Below are 17,637 nucleotides of genomic sequence, written 5' to 3'. Positions count from 1 at the left end.
GCTCCTTCCGGTGGAGTCCGGTCGCGTCCGTCCCCAGGAGCTCTGCGTGAGCCAGTTGTCCGTCCCCCCCGTGGTGAGCGTGGTGCTGCCGGTCTTCGACCAGGCCGCGTTCCTCGTCCGCGCGATCGGGAGCCTGCTCGCCCAGGACGGCTGGGGCTGCGGGCCCGGGCCGCGCCGCTGGGAGCTGGTGGTCGTCGACGACGGCTCCACGGACGCGCCGGCCGACGCTGTGCGGGACCTGGTGCCGGAGAACGCCGTCCGGTGGATCGTGCATCCGCGCAACGCCGGGCTGGGGGCGGCCTGCAACGCGGCGCTGGACGCCGCCGCCGGCGCGGTCGTGGCGTACCTGCCCGCCGACGACTGCTGGTTCCCCGACCACCTGAGCGCCCTGACCGCGGCGTTGGCCGCGGTCCCGGACGGCGTACTGGCCACCACGGGCGTACTGGTCGACGGCGTGGAGCACCCGGACGCGACGGCGGCGGGACCGCAGCTCGTCCAGCTCGCGCACCGGCGCACCGGTGTGCGCTGGCGGGAACGCGCGGAGGTGGAATCCGACGACCTCGAGCTGCTGCTGCTGGCGGAGCTGCGGGCCGCCGGTCCGGCGGCCGCCACCGGACGGGTGACCTGCGAGTGGGTGCAGCACCCGGGGCAGCGGTGGCGGACCTTCGCCCGGCACACCGACGGTGGTCTCAATCCGTTCCGCGCCCGCTACGGCGCGACCGGCCCGCTCCGCTTCGCCGCCCGCGGCGCGGACGTCGTGGAGGAGCGGGAGCTCTACGGACTCCCCGACGCCGACGCCGACGCCACGACCGACCGCGCCGCGACCGACCGGCACGTGCTCCTCGTCGGCGAACTGGCCTACAACGCCGACCGCATCCTGGTGCTCGCCGCCCGCGGTATCCGGTTCTCCGGGTTGTGGATCGACGACCCGCTCGGCTTCATGACCGTCGGTCCGCTGCCGTTCGGCGCCGTCCGCGACGTCCCGAGAACGGGCTGGGCGGACGCGCTGCGCAGTGACCCGCCGGACGTGGCGTACTGCCTGCTGAACTGGCGCAGCCTCGCATGGGCGCTGCGGGTGGCCGAGGTGTTCCCGGACCTGCCGCTGGTGTGGCACTTCAAGGAGGCGCCGCAGCGCTGCCTGGCCCGCGGTGACTGGCCGTTGCTCGCCCGGCTGTGGGAGGTCGCCGACCACGTGGTGCTGGCCAGTGCCGAGGAGCGTGAGTGGTTGGAGCTGGCCCTGCCCGACCGCCGGGATCCGGTGCGCACCAGCGTGATCGACGGCGACCTGCCCCGAGCCCGCTGGTTCGACGGCGACCCGGCGCAGCGACCCGGCCGGTCCGGGGTGCACACCGTGTGCGTCGGGCGTCCGGTCGGGGTCGACGCCGCGTTCGTCGCGACGCTGGCTGCCGCGGACGTCCACGTCCACCTGCACGGGGTGCCCGGCGCGAGCCCGCGGACCCGGCCGGAGCCGTGGCTGCGGGACGCCCTGGACGCCGCGCCCGACCACCTGCACGTGCATCCGGCCGTACCGCCGGCCCGCTGGCGGGCGGAGCTGTCCCGGTACGACGCGGGCTGGCTGCACGTCAGCGGTGCGGTGGCCAACGGCGGCGACCTGCGACGCGCGTCCTGGGACGATCTGAACCTCCCCGCCCGGCTGCCCACCCTCGCCGCCGCCGGCCTGCCGGTCCTGCTGCCGGACCGGACGGGATCGCGCACCGCGGTGAACCGGGTGGTCGACGACATCGGTGCGGGGCTGTCGTTCGAGGACGCCGATCACGCCGGGTCGCTGCTGCACGACGCCGACCGGGTGGGTGCGGCCCGGGCCGGGATGGCGGCCGGCCGGGAGCGGTTCACCTTCGAGGCGGTCGTGGACGAACTGGACGGCATCCTGCTGACCGCGGCCGGCCGGTGAGCGGCCCCGTGCGCGGTACCGACCGGCCGCTGTCGGTGCTGCGGCTGTGCTCGGTGTTCGAGCCGCCGGAGACCGACCCCGACGAGGTCGAGGCGCAGGCCGCCTTCGACCCCATCGGCGGCATGCAGAACCACACCGCCAACCTCACCCGGGCGCTGGACGCGCAGGGTGTCCGCCAGACCGTCATCACCTCGCGGCTCGGCGGGGACACCTCCGACACCGCGTTCGGCCGGTCCGCACGGATCGTCCGGGTCGGATGGCCCACGACCCGGCTGCGCCAGCTCTGGGCCGCGGGTGCGGTCCGGCAGATCCTGCGGACCGGTCCCGTGGACCTCGTGCACGCCCACCAGGGCGAGGACCTCGCGGCCCTGCCGTTGGGGATCCTGGCCGCGCGCCGGTTCCGGGTGCCCCTGGTGGCGACCTTGCACTGCAGTGTCGCCCACACCGTGCCTGCGGCCGGGCCGAAGCTGACCGCCATGCGGGCGTTCGGTGGTCCGTGGGAGACCGCGTGCCTGCACCGGGCGGACCGGATCATCGCGCTCACCGAGGCCACCGCCGACCGGCTCGGGGACCTGCGGCCCCGCACGGTGGTCATCCCGTCCGGGGTGGAGCCCGAGCGGTTCCGGGTGCCGCCGAGCACGCTCTTCGGCGACGTCGGCCGCCCGGTCGTGCTGTACCTGGGGCGGCTGGCCCGGCAGAAGGACGTGCCCACCCTGGTGCGCGCGTTCGGCCGGCTGCGGACGCCGGCCACCCTGGTGGTGGTCGGCGACGGGCCCGACCACGCGCGGGTGGACGCGGCGGTGGCCGCGCTGCCCGCCGACGTCCGGGACCGGGTGCACCGCTTCGGTTTCCGTCCGCACACCGAGGTGCCCGCGCTGTTGGCGGCCGCCGACGTCGTGGTGCTGCCGTCGATCTACGAGGAGATGGGATCGATCCTGGCCGAGGCGCTGCAGGCCGGTCGGCCCGTGGTGGCCACCCGGGTGGGTGGCATCCCGTCGGTGGTGGCCGACGGCGAGACCGGGCTGCTGGTGCCGCCGTCGGACCCGCCGGCGATGGCGGCGGCGCTCGACCGGCTGCTCGGTGACCCGGCGCTGGCGGCCCGGCTGGGGGAGCAGAGTCTCGTGGCCGCGGCCGACTACGACTGGACCACGCTGGGGAAGTCGGTGCGTGACGTCTACGACGCGGCGCTGACCGTGGCGGCGTGCTCGACCGCCAACCGCTCGGCCAGCCGGTGAACCGTCCAGGTGCCGGCCGCCGCCAGACCTCCGGTGGCCAGGTGCCGGCGGAGCGCGGGGTCGGCGGCCAGCCGGCGGACCGCAGCGGCCAGCCCGGCCGGGTCCGCCGGTGGGACCAGCAGGGCGTTCCCGCCGTCGCGCAGGTAGGTCACCGAGCCGCCGGTGCCGGTGGCCACCACCGGGACACCCCGCGCCATCGCCTCCAGCGGGACCAGTCCGAACGGCTCCGCCCAGCGGGACGGGAACAGCACCACGTCGGCCCCGTCGTACGCCGCCCGCGCGACATCCCTGTCTCCGGTGCTGATCTCGATGCGGTCGGTCACGCCCAGCCCGTCGCTGAGCGCGGTGATCGCCGCCCACTGCCCGGGAGTGCCGCTGCCCACGATGTGCAGCGTGGTGTCCGCGTCGAGGTCGGCGAGCGCGGCGACGGCGTCCTGCGCGCCCTTGGCCGGCGACATCCGGCCGACGTAGAGCAACCGACCGGACCACGACCGGTCGGTCACCGGACGCAGGGTGAACACGTCGGTGTCGATGCCGCTCGGGACCACGGCGTCCACCGCGGGCGCCCACGACGGGCGCGACGACGCCGACCGCAGGTGGTCGCTGACGTACACCACCCGCGAGCCCGCAGCGACGGCGGGGACGTCGGCGGGCGCGGCGTCCAGCCAGCCGTCACAGACCACCAGCACCACCGGCACGGCCGCCGCGGCCACCGGGCCGAGCACCTCCGCGACCGGCACCCGGGCCAGGTTCCAGGCACTGACCACCTCGGGCCGCGTGTCCCGCAGCACCGCACGCACCGCCGCGGCGGCACCGGCCGGCTCGTCCACCCCCGGGAGGATGCGCAGCACGTCCTCGCCGCCGCCGTCGTCGCCACCGGCCGTCCCGGTGGTGAGCACCGTGACCCGGTGACCGGCCGTCCGCCAGTGCCGGACCACGTCGGCGCACGACCGTTCGTAGCCGCCGGTCGCGTCGGGCGGATACCGGTCGGTGATCACCAGGATGCGCACGGACGGTCATCCTGCCGTACCGGGGACCGCAGGTGACGGGGCCGTCCGGTGCGGCCCGGCGTGCCGTCGCCCCCGACGGGCCGGAGCTCGCCGGGTCCGGGGTGGTGGGTCCGCTCGCGCCGCTCGCGGACCCGTCGGTGCGCAGTGTCGTCCTCGTCCGGCTGCGCACCGGTCTCGGGGACCTGTTGGCCTCGGTCCCGGCGCTGCGGTCGCTGCGGACGGCCCGGCCCGATCTGCACGTGGCGCTGATGAGCTACCCGGAGATGGCCGGGATCGTGGCCCGACAGGCCGCGTACGTCGACGAGTTCCTGCCCTTCCCCGGCGATCCCGGTGTTCCGGAACGGCCGGCGCCCGAGCGCGCGGTGATTGAGGCGTTCACCGCCGGAGTCCGCGACCGCGGCTTCGACGTCGCCGTGCAGATGTACGGTGCGCTGCCGGCGGCGAACCGGGTCACCGCCGGCCTGGGCGCCCGGATCACGGCCGGCTTCGTGACACCGGGGGCGTGGCCGGCCGATCTCACCACCCACCTGCCGTACCCGGTGTTCGCCCACGAGATCGACCGGCACCTGCGGTTGATGGAGTTCCTCGGCGCCCCCGCCGGCTCCCGGGACCTGGAGTTCCCGCTCACCGCCGACGATCTCGCCGTCGCCGGGCGGGAACTGGACGCCGCCGGGTTGGCCGGCCGGCCGTTCGCCGTGGTGCATCCGGGGGCGACGGCGGCCAGCCGGCAGTGGCCGGCGGAACGGTTCGCCACGGTCGCCGACGGGCTCGTGGAGCGCGGGCTCGGGGTCGCGGTCACCGGGGTGCCGGGCGAGCGGGAGCTCGTCGACCGGGTGCTGTCGGGGATGCGGGAGCCGGCCGCCGATCTGTGCGGCCGTACCAGCCTCGGCGGGGCCGCCGCCGTGATCGCCCGCGCCGCGGTGGTCGTCAGCGGCGACACCGGCGTGGTGCAGCTCGCGGTCGCGTCCAGGACCCCGACCGTGACCGCCTATCTCGCGGGTGACGCGCGTCGCTGGCGCGGCGCCGACCGGCGGCGGCACCGGGTGGTGGCGGTGGACGTGGGCTGCAACCCCTGTGGTCTGCAGACCTGCCCGATCGACTTCCGGTGCGCCCGGCTGCTGACCGCGGACCGGATGCTGGCCGAGGTGGACGACGTCCTGCATCCGGCGGATGCCCTCGGGACACCCGGGGTCTGACCGGGTCCGGTCACGCCCGGCGGGGAAATGGTGGGGCCGGCGACCGGCGGCGTGGGGGTGGCGCGCCAGTGGGAGCCGCTGTCTGACTCCTGCTGCGTACCGACCGACCTGCGCTGCTGAAGCCGACCGCCGTCCGATAGCATGACCGAATGTCGTTCGACGGTCAAGCAATGTGATGAGCGAGTCACTTCCGGGGCCCGGGTCCGACGGCGGTGCTGCGTTGACCGCGGCCGGTAACGCCCTCCGTGAGCTGGCGCTGGCCATCGAGCACTACCGGCAGACCGCATCCGCCGTGCTGCAACTCGACGTCCGCCAGACCCAGGCGGTGAGCTACCTGTACAGCCGGGGGGCGATGGGCCAGGCCGAGCTGGCCCAGTTGCTGATGCTCAACACCAGCAGCGTCACCGCGTTGGTCGACCGGCTCGAGGCGCACCGCATCGCCCGGCGTACCCCGCATCCGACGGACCGCCGGCGTTTCGTCGTCGAGCTCACGGAGGAGGGCCGGTCGGTGATCAGCGACACCGCGAGCTTCCTGCTCGGCACCTTCGACCACGTCGACGCGGCCGAGCTGCCCCGCCTGTCGACCGTGCTGTCCACGATGGCGCAGGACCTGCGCCGGCACACCCGGACGCTGGCCGAACGTCTCGACTGAACCCGGTGGGTGGCGCGGGCCGGTCGCCGCGACGACGGAGCCCGGAGGGCCGATCCCGAGTCTGGCGCCGGGCGTCCGTGACTGCCAGGGTGCGGGGATGACGCGTCCCGTCCCGCCGCCGTCCGGTGCCGTGCTCCTGTCCGTGCCGCTGACCGGCCGCAGCCTGGTGCAGCACAGTCCGGCCGACCGGGTGCCGAGCCACGGGACGTGGTCGTTCGGTTCGGCCCACGCGATCGATCTCGTGCCGGTCGACGGGCGTGGCCGGTCGGCCCCCCGGACCTGGCGCGGCGTCGTCGCGACCGAGTCGCCGGCGGCGTTCGTCGGCTTCGGGGCGGCGGTGTCCGCTCCCGCCGCCGGGACCGTGGTCCAGGTCCACGACGGCGAACCCGACCACCGGGCCCGCCGGTCGCAGCCGGCCCTGGTGCTGTACGTGCTCGGGCAGGCGGCGCGGGCCCGTCGGGGCGGTGCGGCGCTCGCCGGGAACCATGTGGTGATCGCCCTCGGCCCCGGCGGGCCCTTCGTGCTGCTGGCGCACCTGCAGTGCGGCAGCGTGCGGGTGCAGCCCGGGCAGGCCGTCGACGGGGGGCACCGGGTCGGCCGGTGCGGCAACTCGGGCAACAGCACCGAGCCGCACGTGCACCTGCAGGTCAGCGACTCCACGGACTGGCCCACGGCGCGGGGCGTCCCGTTCGTGTTCCGGCGGGCGGACGGTTCGACCTGGCTGCCGCGCAACGGCAGCGTGATCGACGGACGCTGCGAGCCCTGACCGTCGGGCGCTCCCGGCGACCCCCGGCGCTGCGACCCCCGGCGCTGCGTCCGCCGGCGCTGCGACCCCCGGCGCTGCGTCCGCCGGCGCGGCCCCCGGTCGGGCCGGCCGCTCAGTCGCGCCGGTCGCCGTCGGTGGCTGCCACTCCGACGGGGCCCGCGCGCTCGCCGAGCCCCGCACCGAGAACGCTGAGCAGCTGGAGCTTGTCGTAGCTCTCACTGCCGGGCACCGCGGTGTAGACGAGGAGCAGGTGTCCGTTGTCCTGGTCCACCAGCGACTGGCAGTTCACCTCCAGCTCGCCGACCTCCGGATGTACGAAGTGCTTGACGTCACGGTGCCGGACGCCGACCTCGTGGCCGGTCCAGAGGTCGCGGAACTCCGCGTTGTCGGCCAGCAGCTCGGCCAGGTGGGCCGCGCGGGATCCCGGACCCCGCAGGGTGGCCACCCCGCGCAGCCCGGAGACGAACAGGCGGCCGAGGAAGGCGTGCTCCTCCGGGGCGTAGCGGCGCCTGGTCGCGGGGTCGGTGAACCACCGGTAGCCGATGCTGCGGGCCGGCCCGCGGAAGGAGGTCAGATCACCGGTCAGGGCGACGCTCAGCGGGGTCTGCAGCAGGGTCTCGCCGAGTTCGGTGACGATCTCGGCCGCGGTGTCCTGCAGCCGGTCGAAGATGCGCAGCAGACCGGGGCCGACGTGGTCGCCGGCGCTGCCGCGCGCCGGCGGCTGGTGCCCGGCCAGCCGGAACAGGTGGTCGCGCTCGTCCAGCGACAGGTGCAACCCCTGGGCGATGGACGCGATCATCTGCACCGACGGCTGCGGCCCACGCTCCTGCTCCAGGCGCGAGTAGTAGTCGGTCGACATGTGGCACAGCGCCGCCACCTCCTCCCGCCGGAGGCCGCCGGTGCGGCGCCGCTGCCCGTGCGGCAGCCCCACGTCGTCGGGTTGCAGTGCTCCACGCCGACGGCGGAGGAACTCCGCCAGCCCGCTCCGGTCGATGCCCATCTGCGCCTCCCTCCCGGCACGCCCATTGTCGTCGGGGACGGGGGAACGTAGCCACGGTCCGTCGATCCCCCTCTCCGCCGCCGTCCGGCCGGGGATGGGCCGCAGGCGGGGATCGCCGATCCGAGGTTCGACGGGCCCTGAACGGTGGCTGCGCCGACGGTCACGGTGGAGGTCGACACCCCCTCCCCGAAGGAGTCCCCGTGACCCGAAATCCTCCGACCGTCAGCGTTCCCGATCTCACCGGACGACGCGTCGTCGTCACCGGCGCCAGCGACGGCATCGGCCTGCGGCTGGCCGCGCGGCTGGCGGCCGCGGGCGCCGAGGTGGTGATGCCCGTCCGTCGACGCAGCAAGGGCGAGGCGGCCGTCGCCGCGATCCGCCGCGAGCATCCGTCGGCGGACGTGTCGCTGCGTGATCTCGATCTGGCCTCGCTGGACTCGGTGGCGACGCTCGGCGCGACCCTGCGGGCGGAGGGCACGCCCATCCACGTCCTCGTCAACAACGCCGGTGTGATGACCCCGCCGGCCCGGATGACGACCGCCGACGGATTCGAGCTGCAGTTCGGCGCCAACCACCTGGGTCATTTCGCGCTCGTCGGCCAGCTGCTCCCGTTGTTGCGCGCCGGCCGGGCCCGGGTGACCTCGCAGATCAGCGTGGCCGCGCTCAGCGGTGCGGTCAACTGGGACGACCTGAACTGGCAGCGGTCCTACGACGGCGCCAAGGCGTACAGCCAGTCCAAGATCGCGTTCGGGTTGTTCGGCCTGGAGCTCGACCGGCGGAGCCGGGCGGCGGGGTGGGGGATCACCAGCAACCTGTCGCACCCCGGTATCGCGCCGACCGGTCTGCTGTCCGCGCGTCCCGAGCTCGGCCGGGCCACCGCCACCCGCGGCCGCCGGCTGATCGGGGCGCTGTCGCGCCGGGGCATCCTGCTGGGCACGGTGGACAGCGCCGCCCTGCCCGCCCTGTGGGCCGCGACGTCACCGGACGCGCGGCCGGGTGCGTTCTACGGGCCCGGCGGACCTGGCCACCTGGGCGGTGCGCCGGGCGAGCAGAAGCTCTACCGCCCGTTGCGCGACGACGTCGCGGCCGCGCGCGTCTGGGCGGTGTCGGAGGAGCTCACGCGGGTGGCCTACGCCGCGGCCTGACCGCCGTCCGGACCGCAGCGCGGTGGGAGCCGGCCCGCCCCCCGGTGGCGCCGCCGTCCGGCACCACCGCCGGGCGGGGGCGGTCCGCCGACACCGCCGGCCGCGGCGGTCCGCCGCGGCCCCGGTGGGTCAGGCGCTCAGCCGCGGGTAGTCGGTGTAACCCTCGGCGCCGCCGCCGTAGAAGGTGCCCGGGTTCGGCTCGTTCTCCGGGTGGTCACCCGCCCAGCGCTCGACGAGATCGGGGTTGGCGATGGCCGGACGTCCCGCGGCGACCACGTCGGCGAGGCCCCGGTCGATCAGGTGGTGCGCCTCCTCGCGGGTGGTCATCGTGCTGAATCCGGTGTTGACCATGAGCGGCCCGCCGAAGCGGTCGGCCAGCTCGCGGACCAGCTCGTCCTCCGGGTCGCGGTGCAGGACGCTGAGGTAGGCCAGGCCCAGCGGCGCCAGTCCGTCGACGAGCGCGCGGTAGGTGGCCGCGACGTCCGCGGCGTCGGTCTCGGCGACGTCCTGGATGTTGTGGGCGGGGGAGATGCGGATGCCGACCCGGTCGGCGCCGACCTCGGCGGCCACCGCGGTGGTCACCTCGATCACGAAGCGGGCGCGCTCGGCGGGGCTGCCGCCGTAGCCGTCGGTGCGCCGGTTGGACGCCGGCGACAGGAACTCGTGCAGCAGGTAGCCGTTGGCGGCGTGCATCTCGACGCCGTCCAGGCCGGCGTCGACCGCCCGGCGGGACGCGTCGACGAACTCCTGACGGACGGTGGCGAGCTCGTCGGTGGTCAGCGCGTGCGGCACCGGGTAGGCGGCCTTGCCGTTCGGCGTGTGGACCTCGCCGTCGATGGCGATCGCGCTCGGTGCGACGATCCGCTCGGTGCCGGTGATGTCGGGGTGCGAGACGCGGCCGCCGTTCATCACCTGCATGACGATGACCCCGCCCTGTTCGTGCACCGCGCGGGCCACCCGGGCCCAGCCCGCGGCCTGCTCCTCGGTGGCGATGCCGGGCTGGTTCGGGTAGGCGCGCGACTCGGCGCTCGGGTAGGTGCCCTCGGTGACCAGCAGGCCGAGACCGGCGCGCTGCGCGTAGTGATCGGCGACGAGCTCGCCCGGGACGCCGTCCGCGCCGGACCGCATCCGGGTCATCGGCGCCATCGCGACCCGGTTGCGCAGCTCCATCGAGCCGAGGGTGACAGGGGAGAACAGGTCCATGGGTGCAGTCCAAGCGGTACGAGGGTCAGGGCCGGCCCGGTGTGACACCCGGCCTCACGGCACAGCCCGCTATGCCTCCCCGATATTCCGCCGGGCGCCGTGGCGAGAGCCACACCAGCCGGGCGTGCGGGCACCGCCGGGTGGTCGGCGCTGCCGGGGTACGCGTCAGCGGAGCGGACCGGTGCCGTGGGTCAGCTCCAGCAGCCAGTCCCGGGTGCGGTCGGCGTCCTCCCGGGTCAGGGCGCCCTCGTAGAGCGAGGCGATCGTGGTGCCGTCGGCCGCCCGCAGGATCAGGACCAGCCGCTGCCACTCGAGGCCGTCCTCCCGCAGCCGCTCGTTCCAGCGCCGGGCGTCGGCGGCGACGATCTGCAGCAGGTGCGGTGACGAGCCCAGCGTCCCGAGCAGCATCGCCTGTTCGTGCGCGCGGCCGTGCTGCTCGGCGATGTCGGCGAAGGTGGCGCGGACGAACGCCCGGGTGAGCCGGCCGGGGGCGGTGTCGTCGGGATCCAGCTCGGCCTCCACCCGGCGGCGGAACCGCTCGGCCTGGTGTTCGACCAGCGCCACCAGCAGTTGGTCGCGGGTGGGGAAGTGGTGCAGCAGACCACCTTTGGACGTGCCGGCGGCGGCGGCGACCGCGTCCAGGCTGGCGGCCGGTCCCTGGCGGGAGAACACCACGGTGGCCGCCTCGAGCAGCTCGGTCCGCGTTCGCTCGGCGTTGCGCGTCTGCCGTCCGGCCACGGTTCCTCCTGGATGCGGGTGCCGGTGTGACGCGGATCCGTCCGGCCCGAACAGTCTAACCGGCTGGTAACCGACCGTCTGGACGGTATGTTGGTCGCATGGAAGTCGAGACCACCCGCCGGGCGGGCGCGCGCGAATGGGCCGCCCTGGCCGTCCTCACCCTGGCCGTCGTGCTGTTGGCCGTCGACGGCACCGTGCTGTCACTGGCGGTGCCGGCGTTGACCCGGGCACTGGATCCCAGCGCCACCGAACTGCTCTGGATCGGCGACAGCTACTCGTTCGCGCTGGCCGGTCTGCTCGTCACCATGGGCACCCTGGCCGACCGGATCGGGCGCAAGAAGCTGCTGCTGATCGGCACCGCCGGCTTCGGGCTCGCGTCGATGCTGGCCGCGTTCGCACCCGGCGCCGGCTGGCTCGTCGCCGCGCGGGTGCTCCTCGGGGTGGCCGGGGCCACGCTGATGCCGTCGACGCTGTCGATCATCCGCAACGTCTTCACCGACGCCCGCCAGCGCACCACCGCCATCGCCGTGTGGTCCGCCGGCGCCAGCGGCGGTGCGGCACTGGGGCCGCTGGTCGGCGGGGCGCTGCTCGAGCACTTCTGGTGGGGGTCGGTGTTCCTGATCAACGTGCCGGTGATGGCCGTGCTGCTCGTCACCGGGCTGGTGCTCATCCCGGAGTCCCGGGATCCGCGTCCGGGCCGGTTCGACCCGCTGTCCTCGCTGCTGTCACTGGCGACCGTCGTCCCCGTGGTGTTCGCGGTCAAGCACCTGGTGAGCGACGGCGCCGATCTCGTCGCGCTCGGTTCCGCGGTCGTCGGGGTGCTCGCCGGCCGGTCGTTCGTCCGGCGGCAGCGGCGGCTCCCGGTGCCGCTGTTCGACGTCGGCCTGTTCCGCGTGCCGGCGTTCGCCGGCGCGGTCGCGGCGAACCTGCTCGCGATCTTCGCGTTCAGCGGCCTGCTGTTCTTCTTCTCGCAGTACCTGCAGCTGGTCCGGGGGTACGGCCCGCTCGGTGCGGGCCTGCGGGAGCTGCCGATCACGCTGGCGACCTTCGTCTCGATCGCGCTGGTCGGGGTCCTGGTGACCCGGCTCGGCCGTGGCCGCGCCATCGGTGCCGGGATGGCGCTGGCCGCCGTCGGACTCGCCGCGCTGGCGGTGGCGGAGGCGTCACCGCACTACGGCTGGCTCGCGCTGTCGTTGCTCCCCGTCGGTCTCGGCATCGGGGTGGCGATGACCTTGACGGTCGACGCCGTGGTGTCCGCCGTTCCGCCGGCCAAGGCCGGTGCCGCCTCCGCGGTGTCGGAGACGGCCTACGAACTCGGCGTCGCCCTCGGCATCGCCGTCCTCGGCAGCCTGATCACCGTGTTCTACCGTTCCGGGCTGGTCGTGCCCGACGGCCTCGGTCCCGAAGTCACGGCGGCCGCCCGGGAGTCGCTCGCGTCGGCCTCCGCGGTGCTCACCGGCGACGGCTTCGCCGCCGCCGCGCACGCCTTCACCGGCGCCATGCAGTGGACCTCGGGAATCGCCGCCGTCCTGCTGTTGCTGGCCGCGGTGGTCGCGTGGCGGATCATCCCGTCCACCCGTGACGTCCGGGTGGTCGACGCCCGCCGGTGAGCCCGCGGCCGGATGGGCAGAGTCCGGGTGGGGGACGACCGCGGTCGTCGGCCCATCCGCGCTCCACCCGACCGAACGGACACGCAGTGGCGACGTCGAACAGGGCCGCACGGCCCGTGGAGCTCCTGCGGATGGCGTGGGGGGCGGCCCTGCTGATCCAGCCGGTGCGGGTCCTGACCGGCGTCCACCGGGCACCGGCGGACCGGGTGGACGTCGTGGTGGCGCGGGTCCTGGGGGCTCGGCATCTGGCACAGGGCGCGGTCGCCGTGGCCCGGCCCGGCCCGGCGGTGTCGGCGCTGGGGGTCGCGGCGGACCTCGCCCACGCCGCGTCGATGGTCGCGCTGGCCGCCGCCGACCGGCGCCGTCGGCGGGCCGGCTCCACCGACGCGGTCATCGGTCTCGGCTTCGCCGCCGCCGGCGCGGTGGACGTGCGGCGCCGCCGCCGTCCGGCCGGCTGACGGCGGCTCAGTAGCTGCTGTTCTTGGACATCCGCCGGCCGCGGTGCGCCAGGTCGAACGCGATCAGATCGACCATCGACCGACTCGCCGTCATGTCCTGGCGGGCCAGGTAGTCCACGAGCACACCGGTGAGGCTGACCGACATGAAGGTGGCGAGCAGTCGCGTCGGCAGCTCCCAGGTCACGTTGTGCAGGCGCGCCAAGTCCTCCAGCCAGTCCTCCGACCGCGCGATCAGCTCCTCCTGCAGCGATCTCGTCGCCGCGGTCGGGACGCCGATCCGGCGGTCGGTCATCGCGGCCAGTCGGATGGCCATCAGGGCGCTCTGGAAGTCGCGGTGTTCCTCGGCGACATCGAGCAGCTTCTGGTGGGCCAACCGGACGGATTCGTACAGGGAGCGGCGGCGTCGGGCCGTGGCCGCCATCGCGTCGCCGTAGGCCTGTGTGATGAACGCGATGATCTGGACGAGGACGTCGTTCACCGAGCCGAAGCGCGCGTCGAACTCCGGATGGTCGATCCCGGACTCGGCGCAGATCGCCGCGATCGTCGTCTCGGTGACGCCCTGCCGGTTGATCACCGCGACGGCCGCGTCGAGGATGCGGACCGCGACGGCGTCGCTCGTCGTGGCCTCGGTCTGGTGGTGCCCCATGGGTCCCTCCCCGCTGCTCCGGGTGCCCGGCGCCGACCGTGGCGTCGGTCGGCATCGATCCCTGTGGAGGAGCGCGCCGGCGGGCGCGCACGCGTCCACCGCGTGAGGCACTGCCACCCTCGGGTCCGAGGTGCGGATTACACCGTATACGGCGGGGTCGCCGACGGCGTCAGGGGGCCACCGCACCCGCGCTGCCCAGGTCGAACCGCTCCGGCGGGACCGGGCGGCCGAAGTGGTAACCCTGGGCGTAGTCGCAGCCCATCTCCACCAGGGCCCGGTACTGGCCGTCGGTCTCGACGCCTTCGGCGACGGCCCGGATGCCGACGGCGTGCGCCAGTTGGATGCAGCTCGCCACGATGGCGGTGTCGCCGGTGTCGGTGCCGAGTCCGGCGACGAAACTGCGGTCGATCTTGAGTTCGTCCACCGGGAAGCGCTTGAGGTAGGTGAAGCTCGAGTACCCGGTGCCGAAGTCGTCCACCGCCAGCAGCACCCCCAGCCGCTTGAGCGCGGACAGGGCTGCGAGGGCCGCGTCCGGGTCGGCCATCAGTGCGGTCTCGGTGATCTCCAGCGTCAGCAGCGCCGGGTCGAAGCGGTGCCGGGCCAGGATCTCGGTGACGACGGACTGCAGGGCCGGGTCGGTCAGCTGGCGCGGCGAGAGGTTGACCGCGATCTCGAGGGGCGGCCGCTGCGGGTGCGCGGCCCGCCAGCGGGTCGCCTGCCCGACGGCCTCGTCGAGGACCCGGGCCCCGAGCCTGCGGATCAGGCCGGACTCCTCGGCGATGTCGACGAACTGGTCGGGGCTGAGCAACCCCCGGGTCGGGTGCTGCCACCGGACGAGCGCCTCGGCGCTGTGCACCTGGCCGGTGCCGAGGTCGATGCGGGGCTGGTAGTGGACCCGCAACTCGCCGCGCTCGATCCCGTGCCGGAGCTCGCCGATGACCCGCAGTCGTCCGGTGGCGGGATCGACCTTGAGCGGGTCGTGCAGGTGCCAGGTGTTACGACCCAGGGACTTCGCCCGGTACATCGCGATGTCGGCGTGCCGCAGCAGCCGGTCCGGGGTGTCGTCCGGCTCGGTCAGCGCCACCCCGATGCTCGCCGACGGCACGATCTCGATGCCGTCGATGGTCACCGGCGCGTTGAGCAGCTCGAGCAGCCGCTGGGCGACCGTGACCACCTCGGTGGTGTCGCGGACCTTCTCCAGCACGACGAACTCGTCACCGGCGAGCCGGGAGATCGCCGAGCCGCGCACCGACGCCGTCAGTCGCCGCGCGACGGTGACGATCAGCTCGTCACCCGCCGCGTGGCCCAGGCTGTCGTTGATGGCCTTGAAGTGGTCCAGGTCCACGAACAGCAGGGCCAGCCCCATCCGGGTGTCCGGTGGCGCGGCGAACAGCCGGTCCAGGTGGGCGGTGAGGCCGGCGCGGTTGAGCAGCCCGGTCAGCGAGTCGTGCAGCGCCAGATGCTGCAGCCCCGCCTCGGCGTCCGCCCGCTGCGCCTCGGACTGTTCGGCCGCCCGTCTCGCGGCCAGGAGTTCCTTCTCGTACCGACGGCGTTCGTGGGCGCTGAAGATGACGACCCGCACCGACGCCGGGGTGTCGTCGGTGGCGGGGGTGCGCGCGGCACTGAGCAGCGCGGCACGCCGGGCACCGCCGGCGGTGACCACCTCGACGGCGATCTCGGCCACGACGCCGACCATCTCGAGCATCGGCTGGCAGTGGGTGGCGTAGAGGATGCGGTCGCCGATGGGGAACAGCCGCCCCACGGGGGTCCCGATGAGGTCCTCGCGAGCGCGGCCCGACCAGCGCACGAAGGTGTCGTTGACGGCCTGGATGCAGCCGTCGTCGGTGGTCACGAGGTACCCGCAGGGGGCGTCGTGGAACAACCGGTCGGCGGCGCCGGCCGGGGTCACCACCTCGGCGACCGCTGCGGGAGCGGTGCGCGGCCGCTCGGCGGCGACGGCGACCTCAGACATCGGCGAGGAAGGCGTGGATGGCGGCGGCGGTCTCGTCGGGGGCGCTGACGTGCGGACAGTGGCCGGTGGCCGCGAGCAGCACGAAGCGGCTGTGCGGCAGCTGGGCGTGGACGTACTCGCCGACCTCCACCGCGGCCAGCAGGTCGTTGGTGCACTGCAGCACGAGGGTGGGGGTGGGAACCTCGGTGAGGACGTCGCGGGCGTCGCTGAGGAAGGTCACCCGGGCGAAGTCGTAGGCGATGTCGGGTCGCGTCCGGCAGAAGCTGACGGTGAGCTCCTCCTGCAGGGCCGCCGGCTGCGCGTCGCCCATCACCATCGGCGCCATGTTCGCCGCCCAGCCGAAGTAGTTGCTGTCCAACGACTCCAGCAGGCCGTCGATGTCCTCCTCGGTGAAGCCGCCGGTGTAGTCGCGGTCGTCGATGAACCGCGGGGACGGCGAGACCATGACGAGACGGGCGAACAGGTCCGGCCGCTGCGCGACCGCGAACGCACCGATCATCGCGCTCACGCTGTGTCCGACGAGCGTGACCTCGGTGAGCGCCATCTCGTCGCAGATCTCGACGATGTCACGGGCGTAGGCGTCCAGGCTCGCGTAGGTGGCGTGGTCGTAGGCGTCGAGGTCCGAGCCACCGGCGCCCACGTGGTCGAAGAGCACCACCCGGTACCCGTCGGTGAACGCGCCGATGATGCGGCGCCACATGTTCTGATCGCAACCGAACCCGTGGGCGAACAGCAGCACCGGGCCGTCCGCCCGCCCCAGCGTCGTCACGTTGTTACGGGCCACTGCGTTGCGTGCCATCCGTACCTCTCCGGGTCGACTGCGTCCGTGGTGCACAGCACTCAGTGGGTATTTCGCGCGTAAACCCGAGTGTAGCTCTCCGTTACGCCGGAAGTACAGAAAGTTAGCGACACCACGGGGTGGGTGGCGGGCCGTGGCGCCGGCGTGGTGATGATCCGGGCCGCGCCCCGGCGGACGACGGCATCGGGGACCGCATGACGGCGCCATCCTGCGGCATGGCGAACCCGCAGGGTGTCGACGGAATCGTCGAAGTACCTCACGAACATCCGTGCCGACACGGTGGCGGATCGGCAGCGCGTCGCCCCGGGACGGCTCGCAGGCACGCGTGCCACAGACACACCGGGGCCGACCTGACGACGGCGCCACCGCGTTCAGGCCGGCGGGGTCGGGTGCTCGACGGACTCGTCCCCGGCGCGCCGGCGCACGCAGATCGGGTCAGCCGCAGGCGAAGCTGGTCTTGCTCCAGTAGTTGAACTGGGTGGCGGCGGAGCTGCCGGAGCCCAGGTCGAGGAGGGCGGAGATGCAGCGTCCGTTCGTGCGGGGGATCGACACTGCACCGGCGTAGGACCTGTAGGCGCCGGAATCGTAGGCGACGTAGGGGTAGTCGCCGCTGGCGCGGTGGTCGTCCCGCCAGATCGCGACGTTCATGTACGTCTTCCTCCCTGCCCACGCCCCGCTCTTCTTAGCGATGATGCAGTTCGTACCGCCGTTGGCGGTGCTGTAGTAGACGTAGATCTTCACCGACCCGTACTTCGTGGACCGGGTGACCGGGAAATCCTTCACGAGGCGTCCAGCGCATGACGAGCCGGGCGAACCCGGCACGTTGTCCGACGCCGCAGCGCTGAGCGGTACCGACAGCGCGCCACCCAGCGCGATCAGCAGGGCGGCCACGGCGCCGGCCAACCGGGTGAGCCAGGACCGTCGCATCAGCATCTCCACTCATCGGAACGGGCCGCTGACCGGGCCGGGAGACGTCACCGTACGACAGTCCGCACGACGTCGCGACCCGGGGTCCGGCGGGCCGCGGGGCGCCGGTGACGACCACGGCGTGCGGCTGAGTGGGTCGATGGGTCCTTTCGCGGTGCACGGCACGGCCCGCGACGGGCGACACCGGCGCCGGTCCCCGCATCCACGGACCGGCTGGTCCGGCGGGTTCCGGCGCGGCGGCGCCACCGCCTCCGATGGCCCGCCCCGGGCCGCCTGGGAGAGCACGGCTGCCGCGTCGCCGTGGTGGCCCGCCTCGAACATCGCCCGGCCGCGGGCCCGCACCTCGTCGATGACATCGTCCCCGAGCG

The 17,637-nt window shown here is 74.2% G+C and carries 16 protein-coding genes; 8 read left to right on the top strand and 8 right to left on the bottom strand.

What is annotated here, in order from left to right:
- Positions 1–46 precede the first annotated feature (46 nt).
- Complete coding sequence (locus DB033_RS18805) at positions 47–1,912, top strand: glycosyltransferase (RefSeq protein ID WP_205844036.1); 1,866 nt, start codon at positions 47–49, stop codon at positions 1,910–1,912.
- Positions 1,909–3,147, top strand: coding sequence for a glycosyltransferase family 4 protein (locus DB033_RS18800; protein ID WP_205844035.1), 1,239 nt, complete (start codon positions 1,909–1,911; stop codon positions 3,145–3,147). Before DB033_RS18805 ends, DB033_RS18800 begins: the two co-directional genes overlap by 4 nt.
- Here DB033_RS18800 and DB033_RS18795 read toward each other — a convergent pair.
- On the bottom strand, positions 3,087–4,157 hold the full coding sequence (locus tag DB033_RS18795; protein ID WP_111768502.1) for a glycosyltransferase family 4 protein: 1,071 nt from the start codon (positions 4,155–4,157) through the stop codon (positions 3,087–3,089). The genes DB033_RS18800 and DB033_RS18795 overlap by 61 nt on opposite strands.
- 32 nt (positions 4,158–4,189) lie before the next feature.
- Here DB033_RS18795 and DB033_RS18790 point away from each other — a divergent pair, with 32 nt between their 5' ends.
- From DB033_RS18790 to DB033_RS18780, 3 genes are all read left to right on the top strand, one after another.
- Complete coding sequence (locus DB033_RS18790; RefSeq protein WP_111768501.1) at positions 4,190–5,353, top strand: glycosyltransferase family 9 protein; 1,164 nt, start codon at positions 4,190–4,192, stop codon at positions 5,351–5,353.
- A 175-nt stretch (positions 5,354–5,528) separates the two neighbouring features.
- Positions 5,529–6,005, top strand: a complete 477-nt coding sequence (locus DB033_RS18785; protein ID WP_111768500.1) for a MarR family winged helix-turn-helix transcriptional regulator — start codon at positions 5,529–5,531, stop codon at positions 6,003–6,005.
- Positions 6,006–6,102: 97 nt separating this feature from the next.
- Positions 6,103–6,771: a peptidoglycan DD-metalloendopeptidase family protein gene (locus DB033_RS18780; RefSeq protein WP_111768499.1), complete on the top strand. Its 669-nt coding sequence runs from the start codon at positions 6,103–6,105 to the stop codon at positions 6,769–6,771.
- A gap of 112 nt (positions 6,772–6,883) precedes the next feature.
- Here the strand turns inward: DB033_RS18780 and DB033_RS18775 are convergent, their stop codons facing one another.
- On the bottom strand, positions 6,884–7,771 hold the full coding sequence (locus DB033_RS18775; protein WP_111768498.1) for a helix-turn-helix transcriptional regulator: 888 nt from the start codon (positions 7,769–7,771) through the stop codon (positions 6,884–6,886).
- 200 nt (positions 7,772–7,971) lie between these two features.
- Here DB033_RS18775 and DB033_RS18770 point away from each other — a divergent pair, with 200 nt between their 5' ends.
- Positions 7,972–8,916, top strand: coding sequence for an SDR family oxidoreductase (locus DB033_RS18770; protein ID WP_111768497.1), 945 nt, complete (start codon positions 7,972–7,974; stop codon positions 8,914–8,916).
- Between the two features lie 129 nt (positions 8,917–9,045).
- Here the strand turns inward: DB033_RS18770 and DB033_RS18765 are convergent, their stop codons facing one another.
- Together DB033_RS18765 and DB033_RS18760 are read right to left on the bottom strand one after the other, a co-directional pair.
- Positions 9,046–10,119 carry an alkene reductase gene (locus DB033_RS18765; RefSeq protein ID WP_111768496.1) on the bottom strand — a complete coding sequence of 358 codons (1,074 nt, stop codon included), beginning with the start codon at positions 10,117–10,119 and terminating at the stop codon, positions 9,046–9,048.
- Positions 10,120–10,284: 165 nt separating this feature from the next.
- Positions 10,285–10,857, bottom strand: coding sequence for a TetR/AcrR family transcriptional regulator (locus DB033_RS18760; RefSeq protein ID WP_157970797.1), 573 nt, complete (start codon positions 10,855–10,857; stop codon positions 10,285–10,287).
- Between the two features lie 98 nt (positions 10,858–10,955).
- Between DB033_RS18760 and DB033_RS18755 the strand changes: the two genes are divergently transcribed.
- Both DB033_RS18755 and DB033_RS18750 read left to right on the top strand, forming a co-directional pair.
- Complete coding sequence (locus DB033_RS18755) at positions 10,956–12,467, top strand: MFS transporter (RefSeq protein ID WP_111768494.1); 1,512 nt, start codon at positions 10,956–10,958, stop codon at positions 12,465–12,467.
- Positions 12,468–12,553: 86 nt separating this feature from the next.
- Complete coding sequence (locus DB033_RS18750) at positions 12,554–12,925, top strand: hypothetical protein (protein WP_170315596.1); 372 nt, start codon at positions 12,554–12,556, stop codon at positions 12,923–12,925.
- 7 nt (positions 12,926–12,932) lie between these two features.
- Here the strand turns inward: DB033_RS18750 and DB033_RS18745 are convergent, their stop codons facing one another.
- The 4 genes from DB033_RS18745 to DB033_RS18730 all read right to left on the bottom strand — a co-directional run bounded on the left by DB033_RS18745 (position 12,933) and on the right by DB033_RS18730 (position 17,269).
- Positions 12,933–13,571 (bottom strand): TetR family transcriptional regulator, encoded by a 639-nt coding sequence (locus tag DB033_RS18745; RefSeq protein WP_111768492.1) that lies wholly within the window; start codon positions 13,569–13,571, stop codon positions 12,933–12,935.
- Positions 13,572–13,740: 169 nt separating this feature from the next.
- Positions 13,741–15,543: a sensor domain-containing protein gene (locus DB033_RS18740; RefSeq protein WP_111768491.1), complete on the bottom strand. Its 1,803-nt coding sequence runs from the start codon at positions 15,541–15,543 to the stop codon at positions 13,741–13,743.
- Positions 15,536–16,342: an alpha/beta fold hydrolase gene (locus DB033_RS18735; protein WP_111768490.1), complete on the bottom strand. Its 807-nt coding sequence runs from the start codon at positions 16,340–16,342 to the stop codon at positions 15,536–15,538. The genes DB033_RS18740 and DB033_RS18735 overlap by 8 nt, the downstream gene beginning before the upstream one ends.
- Positions 16,343–16,777: 435 nt before the next feature.
- Complete coding sequence (locus DB033_RS18730) at positions 16,778–17,269, bottom strand: hypothetical protein (protein WP_157970796.1); 492 nt, start codon at positions 17,267–17,269, stop codon at positions 16,778–16,780.
- Positions 17,270–17,637: the final 368 nt, after the last annotated feature.

Origin of the sequence: Nakamurella deserti, assembly GCF_003260015.1 — a bacterium.
GTDB classification, from domain to species: domain Bacteria; phylum Actinomycetota; class Actinomycetes; order Mycobacteriales; family Nakamurellaceae; genus Nakamurella; species Nakamurella deserti.
Note: the sequence above shows the minus strand (reverse complement) of the source record. Positions and strands in the feature narration are given on the sequence as shown.